Raw genomic sequence first — 11050 nt, forward strand, 5'->3', positions numbered from 1 at the left:
TTTATGCTTTTGGTTCTTGTTCGGCACGGGAAATAAATTTAGTTTTTATTGGTAGCTTGTGTGAAGCTAAACGCATAGCTTCGCGAGCAGTTTCTTCAGCTACACCAGCAATTTCAAATAAAATTCTTCCTGGCTTAACTACAGCTACCCAATATTCGGGATTACCTTTACCAGAACCCATTCGGGTTTCTGCGGGACGCATTGTCACGGGTTTATCTGGGAATACTCGAATCCAGATTTTTCCACCCCTACGAATGTAACGAGTCATCGCTCGACGGGAGGCTTCAATTTGACGAGATGTAATCCAAGATGGTTCTTGAGCCTGGAGAGCAAAATCACCAAAGTTGAGACTACTACCTCGCATCGCTAATCCTGTCATCCGTCCGCGATGTTGCTTACGGAATTTAGTTCTTTTAGGACTTAACATGAGTCAATAGTTGTTGGTTGTTAGTTGCTAGTTGTTGGTTGTTAGTTGTTAGTTGTTAGTTGTTGGTTGTTAGTTGTTTATCTTCTAACCACTAACCACTATCGACTAACCACTATCGACTAACCACTAATTTTCATTTGAACGGTCTTCAAAAGAAGGACGACGACGTTGTTGTTGACGACGACGGGGTTCGCGTTCGTTTCTAGGGTTAGAAGTTGATGATTCTTCTTCTCCGGGAATAATTTCTCCTTTGAATACCCAAACCTTGATGCCAAGGATACCGTAAATGGTTTTTGCGGTAACGTAGGCGTAATCGATATTAGCTCGTAAAGTATGTAAGGGAACCCGACCTTCACGAGTCCACTCTGTACGGGCAATTTCCGCACCGTTTAAGCGTCCACTGACTTGGATTTTGATTCCTTGGACACCAGCTCGTTGCGCTCTTTGAATTGCTTGACGTACCACTCTCCTAAAAGAAACTCGGCGTTCAAGCTGTTGGGCTATGTATTCACCAATTAAAAAAGCATCAGCGTCAACACGCTCTACTTCAACGACATTGATCCGAATTTGACGATTACCACCTAAAGCTTGTTGTAGTCCGAGACGTAATGCTTCAATACCTTGTCCACCTCTACCTACAACTACACCAGGTCTAGCAGTGGATACTTCTAAATCAATCTGGTCTGCTTTGCGCTCAATTTTGACTTCGGAAATACCGGCATTATTTTGAGCGCTTCTACCCAACTTACTATCTATATACTGGCGAAGTTTATAGTCTTCTTGAAGTAGTTCTGGATATCGAGAAGGGTCTGCGAACCAACGAGATTGATGGTCTTTTGTAATTCCCAGGCGAAATCCAATTGGATTAATTTTTTGTCCCACTTATGATCTCCTCTAAAATATATTCGCACTCTTTCTAAATCGTTTCTGAGTGCTTGCTTACACCGCGTCCGGGTCAGCAGACACGGCAACGGTTATATGGCAGGTGGGTTTGCGAATTTGATAAGCACGACCCTGCGCTCTAGGCTGATAGCGCTTGAATACTGGACCTTGATCGGCGAATGCGGTGGAAACTATTAAAGATGCCCGGTCTAATCCCTCATTGTGTTCGGCATTAGCAGCAGCACTTCTAAGAACCTTTAATACTGGGTCGCAGGCTCTATAAGGCATAAACTCTAAAATTATCAGTGCTTCTCGGTAGGAACGTCCCCTAATTTGATCAAGTACGCGGCGTACTTTAAAGGGCGACATACCTATATATCGAGCAATCGCTTTTACTTCTTTAGTATCAGTAGCCATAATAAATTTCACCTAGTTGCTAATTGCATGATGCTATTAGCCTCTGTGGTTATCTACCTCCTTTTCTATCTTTAGAGTGACCTCTAAAAGTGCGGGTAGGAGAAAATTCTCCTAATTTATGACCAACCATTTGGTCGCTGACAAAAACTGGAACGTGCTGTTTTCCGTTGTGAACGGCAATAGTATGACCAACCATCATCGGTAAAATGGTGGAAGCTCTCGACCAAGTTTTGATAACTTCTTTTTTATTGGTTTCGTTGAGCTTATCGATTTTTTTGAGTAAATGGTCTGCAACAAAAGGACCTTTTTTAAGAGAACGACCCATAGGACAATCAATTTTGGATTTTAGATTTTGGATTTTGGATTAAAAATGCTCAAACCAGCTTGGTTAAGTTGATAATTTCACTATAGTGATTTAAGCAAACTTTAAAAACTTTGTAGAATCAGAGATATTACTAATTCACATCAGGTGTAATTTTGAATTTCAGATTTTAGGATTTTAGATTTTTGTTTGTTCAGAATTTCAATTCATAGCTATTAGGGAGTGAGATGTTTACTCTATGGGATTAATGGAAACGGCTACATATTTGAATCCAAAATCCAAAATCTAAAATCCAAAATTCTATGACTGACGACCACCGCGACCCCGCTTGGAAGCCTTACGACGACGGCGAACAATCAATTTACTACTTGCTTTTTTGGGCTTACGAGTTTTCTTACCTAGGGTAGGTTTACCCCAAGGAGTCACAGGACCGGATCTACCAATTGGAGCGCGTCCTTCACCACCACCGTGGGGGTGGTCGCAAGGGTTCATTACACTTCCTCGAACTTTGGGACGACGACCTTTCCAACGGTTACGACCGGCTTTACCCAAACTTTGGTTTCTGGCTTCAATGTTGCCTACTTGTCCGATGGTGGCGTAACATTCACGCCGAATCATGCGGACTTCTCCTGAAGGCAATTTTAAAGTAACGTAGTTACCATCTTTCGCCATGACTTGAGCATTTGCACCAGCCGAACGTACTATTTGACCGCCTTTTCCAGCAACCAATTCTACGTTGTGAACGCTGGTACCCAAGGGCATATTTGATAAAGGTAAGGCGTTGCCATTTTCTATAGGAGAATCTGGACCGGCGATAATTTGAGTACCGACCTTCATTCCGTGGGGTTGCAAGATATAACGCTTTTCGCCGTCTTCATAAACAACTAGTGCAATTCTCGCGTTACGGTTGGGGTCGTATTCAATTGCTTCCACCGTTGCAAGCATACCCCGCTTATCTCTTTTAAAATCAATAATCCGATAAAGACGTTTGTGTCCGCCACCGCGACGACGACTAGTAATTACACCGCGATTATTTCTTCCTTTTGCCCGATGAATATGTTCGGTTAAAGATTTTTCCGGCTTAGATTTGGTAATTTCCGAAAAGTCGGAAGTTTCCGCTTGACGGTTACTGGGGGTGTATGGACGAAAAGTACGAATACCCATAATTTGAAATTTATCTACAAAGTATTTTGCTCAAGGAGGGAGGAGAAAGTTAGGAGTTAGGAGTTAGGAGTTAGGAGTTAGGAGTTAGGAGTTAGGAGTTAGGAGTTAGGAGTTAAGAGTTAGGAGTTAAGAGTTTAATTCCCATTACCCATTACCCATTACCCATTACCCATTACCCATTACCCATTACCCATTACCCATTAATTACACATCTGGGAATAGAACCTGACGAATCTTGTCTTCATCCCCGGATACTAGGGTGACAATTGCTCGTTTGTATTGGGGTTTAAACCCGATAAATCTCCCAACCCGCTTTTTTTTGCGAGGTTGTAATGCGGTATTTACTTTTACAACTTTGACATCAAATAAACTTTCAATTGCTGCTTTTATTTGAGTTTTAGTTGCTTTGGGAACAACTTCAAAAGTATATTTATTTTGCTCCATATTGATTGTCGCCTTTTCGGTGAGAATCGGGCGACGCACTAGGTCGGGAAGATTACGGGGGTCAAATTTAGCCATTATTGTAGACCTCCTGAATTTTATCTAATGCCGATGCACTGACTACGATTTTGTCTGCGTGCAGCAAATCAAAAACATTAAGTTGGTCGGCTGCAATCAGTTTGAGATTCTCTACATTACGGGCTGATAAATATATGTTTTCAACACGTTCGGACAAAATCAACAAAGTCTTTTGATCGGGTTGAGAACCCCAACGAGCAATAGCTTGCACCAATTCTTTGCTTTTTGGTCGCTGTAATTGTTCGTTAAATTCTTCAACCACAATGATGTCGTCGATCCGACTGGCAAAGGCTGTCCGCAAGGCCAAACGGCGCTCTTTACGGTTCATCCTCAAGTTATATTCCTTGGGTTTTGGTCCAAAGATGACACCACCACCACGCCATAGAGGCGAACGAGTAGAACCAGCACGGGCGCGACCCGTCCCTTTTTGCCGCCATGGTTTGCGACCGCCTCCCCGAACTTCAGCACGGGTTTTAGTACTAGCGTTTCCCTGGCGAGCATTAGCCAATTGTCGAACCAAGGCTCTATGTACGATGTGAGAAGCAGTTTCTTCCTTGGCAACTTTTAAATCCAAGGTTTTCTGTCCGACTTCTTCTCCCTGCCAGTTTTTTACTCCACAATCTGCCATTTTTATGTCCTTCTTAAATTAGTCATTTGCCATTTGTTTTTTATTTATCATTTACCTTGCCGTTTTATTATGCTCTGGGTAAAGTAAATGACCTAATCTCAGATTTTAATTTTTAGTGAATTGTTTGAATTATTCAATCCAAAATCCAAAATCCAAAATCCATTCCGCGAATGACTATTTCACTTCTTTTGCAGGGAGAATATTAACTAATGCTCCTGATTTGCCAGGAATCGCTCCCCGAATTAACAATAAATTACGTTCGGCATCAACTCGCACAATTTTTAGTTTGCGAACTGTAATGCGCTTACCTCCCAAACGTCCAGCCATCCGCTTACCGGGATAAACACGACCGGGAGTAGTACCAGCACCGATGGAACCTGGTTCTCTATGGTTTTTAGAACCGTGGGACATCGGACCTCTACTGAAGTTGTTACGCTTCTGGTTTCCTGCGAAACCACGACCGATACTTGTACCGACTACATCTACTAGCTGACCTGCATCAAAAATATCAGCACTGATTTGCTGACCCAAAGAATATTCATCCGTGCTTTCGGCGCGGTATTCTTCTAAGTGCCTCAAAGGTGGAGCAGAAGATTTTGCTAAATGCCCCAACATCGGCTTATTTAATGCTTTTGCTTTTACTTCACCATATGCTAATTGAATGGCGGAGTAACCGTCGGTCTGAATAGTTTTGATTTGGGTTACAGTACATGGTCCGGCTTGAACGACAGTAACGGGAATTGCTGCTCCCGCATCGTCAAAAACCTGAGTCATACCCACTTTGGTGCCGAGAATACCTACAGACACAGTTACAAGTCTCCTTTTTATCAGTTTTCCGCTTTATTTCGGAACTTTAGGATTTTGGAGTCTCTTTTTCAAGAAACTACCCGCCGATGTCATCAAAAAACCTCAGAAGTCAGGAGTAGCTCAGGCTAAGCTTATCCAACTTCTACAACGGGTTTTTTTTGTTCTTTCACCGCCAATCATCTAAAAATTGTTGATTTATTGGCGCAGCTTAAAATACTTTCCTGAAAGGAAAGATTAAAGAATTAAATGCAATGCTTGATAGCTTTGCGATTTGTGCAGCAATGCCTTTCTAGACAATTGCTTTGGCACTTTTACTCTTTCACTTCGGTGGACTTAAGCGGCTAATTCCGCTCAGTATCCTTTTTTCAAAGGCTGACATTATGCCATTATCAACCAATATACTAGTTTACCAATCTAAAAAGTCTTAAGCGTATTAAGTTTACCTCAAGGCTTCTTAATTTACCACTCTTTGATCGCTTTTAACTAATTTCTTGGGATAAATCTGCTGAAAATCTTACAAAATAGTCTTAAGCAAGAATTTTATTTACAGAGCGGCTAATGTTTGAATTTGGTCACAAATAAATAGTGTAAGTTATTTATTTTATTTTGTCCAGATTCTTTTTAGAGAAATGGGAGAACAAGAAATTAGCACTCGATCATACAAAACTCTTAACTGGTCGCTAATTAACTGTTAACCGATAACTTTTAACTAATAATAGAATTATCGAAGTGGTATTTGAAAAAGTTTTATGGCATTACTTACTAACGGTGGCGGTTTCATTCGTAAGTTGGAAAAATTTGGCGCTCTTGCAGTGTATGTACCTTTAGAAGGCGGTTTTGAAGGTCGGTATCGTCGTCGATTGCGTGCTAAGGGCTACAATGCTTTGTGTATCAGCGGCAAAGGAATTGGTGATGTAGCAGCTTATTTAACTGGAGTTCACGGTGTAAGACCTCCACATCTTGGCAAAAAAAGCACCAGTAGCGGAGCTGCGGTAGGTTATGTATATTATTTACCGCCAATCATTAGTACTCAATTAGAACAGTTGCCACCAAAATCCAAAGGATTAGTATTGTGGATTATTGACGGACATACTCTTGATGATCAAGAGGTAGAATATTTGGCAAATTTACCTAAAATCGAGCCAAGAGTAAAAGTTGTAATTGAAAGGGGTGGCGATCGCGCTTTTCGTTTTATGCCTTTAGAGGAAAGTTTGGCTATAGCGAGTTAGGAGATGGGAGTTAGGAGTTAGGAGTTAGGAGTTAGGAGTTGGGAGTTAGTGCGAGCGTCTCGCTCGCTATTTTCCCCTCTTCCCGCTCTTGCCCTATTTCCCACTCTTCCGGCTCTTCCCCTATTTCCGGCTCTTCCCCTATTCCCCGCTCTCCCCCCTCTCTCTCATGGGTAGGTTTTTTAGATTAGACCTATTTTCTTGCTTTTAGAGCCAAAGTTATCGTCTGAAACCTTAAAGCTACGTTCAACAGTTGAGAAAATTCTCAACTATTTGTCCAAAACCTAAATACCTACCCTTGAAAGCTCCCCCCTCTTACTCCTCTCCCCTCTCTTCCCATGTTTTTTGTAATTTAGGTGAAAGATTATTGCGAAAGTAACGGACAATTAGATCAAAAAATCGTCATACTTAAAGAGGGAGATTTTAACTACTGCTCCCTGTAGTTCGAGGCGTGAAGTTAAAAAAGCAGATATGAAACGTAATAAATATAGTAGTAGGTCAACTAATACCTCTCCTAAAAGCTCTAATTTTGGCTCCTCAGTATTTAATTTCACAACTATTGCCATTCTGGGGGGCATATTTATTCTAGGTATTGGTATTGGTATCGCTTTTAGTTCTACAGCAACTTTTTCACCATCGAATGTTGCTTCTCGTGAGTATATTGATACCAAAGCACCAAATCCAGAGGTTTGCGTACAGTATGGAGCCAGTGCGATGGTTATGGATACCAGATTATTTGTAACTCTAAACCCGTTTAATGTTTATGTTGGTCAACCCAGTATGCGCCCTGGATGCGTTTTACGTCAAAGTAACTGGGAAATTTTAAGACAGAAAAACCTAGTAACATCAGATCAAATAAGAGATTGCAAAAATCGTTTAAATACTTTTGGGTTTACGGGTAGATTAGATAGTAAAGAGCTTGCTATTAACTGCATCTATCAAAATGATGCAGCGAAAAACTTCTTTAGTACAGAAGAAGGAGCTATAAATTTACCTGGAGAGACGGAAAGATTCTAGAAAGTTATTGTTAACATTAGGGCTGTTACTAAAAATAAGACTTGATATGGAGACGCAATAGATTTTCATTGCGTCTCTATTTGTATTGAATTCGATGGTGAATCTAAGAAGTCGGGTTTTTATGACTTGTTTTCTGATGCTACGAACATTTTTCTTTAAAACCCGACTTCTGCGACTGTTTTTTCGTGGGGTAAGAAATCGGGTTGTTATGACTTGTTTTGTTGGGTTAGGGATATTAATCGTAAAAACCAGACTTCTGTGATTGTGTAAAACTCACGTTTTTTAAAGCATCAAATTATTGATTGGGATTGGGGAAAGGTTGTCCAAATTCAATTATTCCAGACTCTGGTGTATTAATTACCGGAGAATTATATGGGGCTGCGGGGAAAAGGGATGGAGGAGTACTGAAATTTCCTGACGGTGAAGGAAATGTTGCGGGTGGAAGAACTGGATTTTGGATTTGTGGAAATCGGTTGTTGTTTGTAATCGGTGGTACAGTTACAGTAGGCTGCTGTAAATATCCATTGCTTCCATTGTTAACAGGCGGTAATGTTAAGGGTGTAGCAAAAACAGGTTGTGTATTTACACTTGGAATAGTTTGTGAAGGATTATACATTCCAGGAGGAAGATTACCTGGTGGTTGTGGGAGTGGAAGAATCCCTGGTGGTTGTGGAGAGTAAGCACCCGGTGGTAAATCACCCCCTACTGATGAATATCCTGGTGGTAAAAAATTGTCATTACGAGCAATAAAAGGACGAAGCACCCAACGATTAGGATTTTGTGAAAGGGGTTGTAATTGTACTTGATTGCTGTCAAAAAAGGCTCCCGGAGCTAAATCCAGGACAATACGTGTTACATCTTCGTTTAGCTGAGAAACGCGAATTCTCTGAACTGCTCCGTTGTAATTTTGTTCGGTAGGAACGTAACCTAATCTGGTATTAGGTAAATCTACCACTAAACGAGGAGGTTGAGATAAGTAAAAATACTGGGGACGAGATGGTGCTGAGAGAGAAATTTCTAACTGCGAACCTAGGGGAGAAAATCGCCAATCTTCTAGTTTTCCAGTTGGTGCGGCAATACTGCTATTAGTATCAAGAGCAACTGCTGCATATAAGCTAAACAAGCCAACACGAATTAATCTCTTACACCAAGAGACAAATTGCCTGTTCTTAAATTGCTTATCCATTATTTTTATCCCTTGTAGGTTAAGCCAGAGTAGGCGGCTTAATTGCTAATAGTTTAGTACAACATTGCCCAAATTTGTCAGATTAAAATCAGAAAACTCTACGTTTCTCCGCGTATACTTTGCATTCCTCTGCATTTAAAATTCCATAGTTAACAATCTTCATGCTTTTATCAAGATATTTCCGAAAATTCCTCGATGAAATCAAGGAGATGTATAAGTTATTTTTTTAACAATCTTAATTAAAATAATAGACTTATATGGCAGCTACAGTTCTTAATCCCGGTGATATTGCAATTATTGGATATATCACCAATGGTTCTCCCGATTCCTTTTCTTTTGTTCCCTTAGTTGATTTAGATGCGGGTACTGAAATCTACTTTACCGATAACGGTTGGAAGAGTTCTGATTCTACTTTTAGAACTGCGGAGGGAGTAGTTAAATTTACTGCTAATAGCAATATTACTGCTGGTACAGTTATTAATAGGGTAGATTCATCAAGTAATTTTACTTGGAATAACGTTTCTGGAAGTTTAGATTTAGCTGCAACGGGAGATCAAATAGCAGCATTTCAATCAACTAATTCAACTAATCCCCTATCTTCCAATTTTACAGCTATTTATCAAGTTGATAATACTGGTATTTTTGAAGACGCGACAACTTCCAATACAGGTAGTGTAATTACTGGATTATCTCAACAAGATAATACAGCAGTTCTCCTTAATGATATTGTTGCAAAGTATGCTGCTTTTAACTTTAATACTATATCTAACGGTACGCGGGAAGAATGGTTAGCAGCGATTAATAATCCTCAAAACTGGACTTTTTCAAGTACTGGAACCGATTTACCAACAGGAAGCATTCAAGTTGTCGCTGAAATAAATAATAGCTTAGTTGTTACCAATACTAACGACAGTGGTGAAGGTTCTTTACGACAAGCAATTCAAAACGCGAACAATCTTGCAGGTGCAAATACAATTACCTTTGATGCTAGTTTGAAGGGACAAACGATTGCTCTGACTAGCGGTGAATTACTAATAACAGATGCTGTTACTATTGAGGGTTTAGGTGCGAATCAACTTACTATTAGTGGTAATAATGCATCACGTGTCTTCAAAATTGATGATAGCAACGGCAGTAATAAAATTAATGTCACTATCGAAGGTTTAAGTATTACAGGTGGAAAAACTACAGCAGGTGATGACAATAACGATGATGGTGCAGGTATTTGGAACCGAGAAAACCTTACCTTAAAAAATGTTGTAGTTCGTGATAATGAAGCTGCTGATGATGGTGGTGGTATTCGTAACGATGGCACTATAGCTATTATTAATAGTACTATTGCCGATAACACCTCAATTGGAACGAGTAATACCAGTGGTGGTGGTGGACTGATCAACACGATTGGTGCTTCAGCAACAATTGTAAATAGTACTTTTAGTGGTAATACCGCGAAAAATGGCGGCGGTATTCGTAATGATGATAGTCTAATTTTAATTAACAGTACTCTCAGTGGTAATACTGCATCTGAAAGTGGTGGTGGATTAGTTAATACAATTAATCCTTTAAATCCCTTTGATCCCGCATTAGGTGGTAAATCAACGATTAGCAACAGCACTATTACAAATAACATAGCCCAAAATACTAGTGGAAATAATAGTACTTCTCAAGTAGGGGGTGGTATTGCTAACTTTGGTATTACTAATATTTCTAATAGCATTGTTGCAGCTAATACAGATAATGATGACTTTATAAACTTAGCTTTTGGTAATATTACTAGTGGTGGTAATAACTTAATCGGTAACGGTAATGGTGTAATCGGCTTGATTAGCGGTGACATTGTTGGTACAATTGCTGCTCCAATCGATCCATTACTCAGTCCTCTACAGGATAATGGTGGTGCTACTCAGACTCATGCACTTTTAAGTGGTAGTCCAGCAATTAATGCAGGTAGTAATACTAACCTAGCTCTAGATAGTTTTGACTTAGATAAAGATGGTAATACTACTGAGTCAATTTTCTTTGACCAAAGAGGTGTACAATTTCAGCGGACTGTTGATAATACAGTTGATATTGGTGCCTATCAATATATCGCTCCAAACGAAGTCAATGGAACTTTTGGAGATGATCGACTCAGGGGAACCGCAAAAGATGACATTATTGATGGAGGAGCAGGAAATGATTTTCTGTTCGGATTTGCTGGAAATGACACTTTAACTGGTGGAGATGGAAACGATAATCTCTACGGTGGTGAAGGTAATGACTCGATTGACGGTGGAGATGGTTTTGATACCCTACGAGAAACAGCAGATACCGATTTTACACTTACCAATGGTACTCTTCAAAGTGATGTTACAGGTACAGATACTTTTACCGATATTGAACGAGTTGTTTTAAGTGGGGGAGATACAGGTAATACAATTAATGCTTCTAATTACAGTGGAAATGCTTTCCTTTA

At 40.1% G+C, this 11050-nt stretch carries 12 protein-coding genes; 3 read left to right on the forward strand and 9 right to left on the reverse strand.

Going from position 1 to position 11050, the window contains the following annotated elements:
• Position 1: 1 nt before the first annotated feature.
• The 8 genes from rplP to rplC form a co-directional block, all read right to left on the reverse strand.
• The gene (gene rplP, locus IQ247_RS07445) at positions 2-427 is read right to left on the reverse strand and encodes a 50S ribosomal protein L16 (protein ID WP_193918581.1); all 426 of its coding nucleotides are present in this window, start codon (positions 425-427) and stop codon (positions 2-4) included.
• A gap of 126 nt (positions 428-553) precedes the next feature.
• Positions 554-1309, reverse strand: a complete 756-nt coding sequence (rpsC, locus tag IQ247_RS07450) for a 30S ribosomal protein S3 (protein ID WP_193918583.1) — start codon at positions 1307-1309, stop codon at positions 554-556.
• Between the two features lie 57 nt (positions 1310-1366).
• Positions 1367-1726 (reverse strand): 50S ribosomal protein L22, encoded by a 360-nt coding sequence (gene rplV, locus IQ247_RS07455; RefSeq protein ID WP_193918585.1) that lies wholly within the window; start codon positions 1724-1726, stop codon positions 1367-1369.
• Positions 1727-1775: 49 nt separating this feature from the next.
• Positions 1776-2051 (reverse strand): 30S ribosomal protein S19, encoded by a 276-nt coding sequence (gene rpsS / locus IQ247_RS07460; protein ID WP_193918587.1) that lies wholly within the window; start codon positions 2049-2051, stop codon positions 1776-1778.
• 297 nt (positions 2052-2348) lie between these two features.
• Entirely contained in the window at positions 2349-3212 is an 864-nt protein-coding gene (gene rplB / locus IQ247_RS07465; RefSeq protein WP_193918589.1) for a 50S ribosomal protein L2, read from the reverse strand.
• Between the two features lie 204 nt (positions 3213-3416).
• On the reverse strand, positions 3417-3731 hold the full coding sequence (locus IQ247_RS07470; protein ID WP_193918591.1) for a 50S ribosomal protein L23: 315 nt from the start codon (positions 3729-3731) through the stop codon (positions 3417-3419).
• A complete protein-coding gene (rplD, locus tag IQ247_RS07475; RefSeq protein ID WP_193918593.1) occupies positions 3724-4359 on the reverse strand; it encodes a 50S ribosomal protein L4 in 636 nt (211 codons plus the stop codon). Before rplD ends, IQ247_RS07470 begins: the two co-directional genes overlap by 8 nt.
• Positions 4360-4533: 174 nt before the next feature.
• Positions 4534-5166, reverse strand: a complete 633-nt coding sequence (rplC, locus tag IQ247_RS07480) for a 50S ribosomal protein L3 (protein ID WP_193918595.1) — start codon at positions 5164-5166, stop codon at positions 4534-4536.
• Positions 5167-5915: 749 nt separating this feature from the next.
• Here rplC and IQ247_RS07485 point away from each other — a divergent pair.
• Both IQ247_RS07485 and IQ247_RS07490 read left to right on the forward strand, forming a co-directional pair.
• Complete coding sequence (locus tag IQ247_RS07485) at positions 5916-6395, forward strand: NAD(P)H-quinone oxidoreductase subunit N (protein WP_193918597.1); 480 nt, start codon at positions 5916-5918, stop codon at positions 6393-6395.
• A gap of 468 nt (positions 6396-6863) precedes the next feature.
• Positions 6864-7409, forward strand: coding sequence for a DUF3172 domain-containing protein (locus tag IQ247_RS07490; RefSeq protein WP_193918599.1), 546 nt, complete (start codon positions 6864-6866; stop codon positions 7407-7409).
• 295 nt (positions 7410-7704) lie between these two features.
• Here the strand turns inward: IQ247_RS07490 and IQ247_RS07495 are convergent, their stop codons facing one another.
• Positions 7705-8595 carry an AMIN domain-containing protein gene (locus IQ247_RS07495; protein WP_193918601.1) on the reverse strand — a complete coding sequence of 297 codons (891 nt, stop codon included), beginning with the start codon at positions 8593-8595 and terminating at the stop codon, positions 7705-7707.
• 257 nt (positions 8596-8852) lie between these two features.
• On the opposite strand from IQ247_RS07495, the gene IQ247_RS33335 reads away from it, so the two are divergent.
• Positions 8853-11050, forward strand: a 2198-nt coding sequence (locus tag IQ247_RS33335) for a choice-of-anchor Q domain-containing protein (protein WP_322745455.1), incomplete at its 3' end; no start/stop codon positions are given.

The organism is Plectonema cf. radiosum LEGE 06105, assembly GCF_015207665.1.
GTDB classification, from domain to species: Bacteria; Cyanobacteriota; Cyanobacteriia; order Cyanobacteriales; family Nostocaceae; genus Rivularia; species Rivularia radiosa_A.

Coding starts and splice junctions, on each gene's coding strand:
- rplB (WP_193918589.1), bottom strand. CDS start 3,212: ATGGGTATTCGTACTTTTCGTCCATACACCCCCAGTAACCGTCAAGCG.
- rplD (WP_193918593.1), bottom strand. CDS start 4,359: ATGGCAGATTGTGGAGTAAAAAACTGGCAGGGAGAAGAAGTCGGACAG.
- IQ247_RS07495 (WP_193918601.1), bottom strand. CDS start 8,595: ATGGATAAGCAATTTAAGAACAGGCAATTTGTCTCTTGGTGTAAGAGA.
- rpsS (WP_193918587.1), bottom strand. CDS start 2,051: ATGGGTCGTTCTCTTAAAAAAGGTCCTTTTGTTGCAGACCATTTACTC.
- IQ247_RS07470 (WP_193918591.1), bottom strand. CDS start 3,731: ATGGCTAAATTTGACCCCCGTAATCTTCCCGACCTAGTGCGTCGCCCG.
- IQ247_RS07490 (WP_193918599.1), top strand. CDS start 6,864: ATGAAACGTAATAAATATAGTAGTAGGTCAACTAATACCTCTCCTAAA.
- rplV (WP_193918585.1), bottom strand. CDS start 1,726: ATGGCTACTGATACTAAAGAAGTAAAAGCGATTGCTCGATATATAGGT.
- IQ247_RS07485 (WP_193918597.1), top strand. CDS start 5,916: ATGGCATTACTTACTAACGGTGGCGGTTTCATTCGTAAGTTGGAAAAA.
- rplP (WP_193918581.1), bottom strand. CDS start 427: ATGTTAAGTCCTAAAAGAACTAAATTCCGTAAGCAACATCGCGGACGG.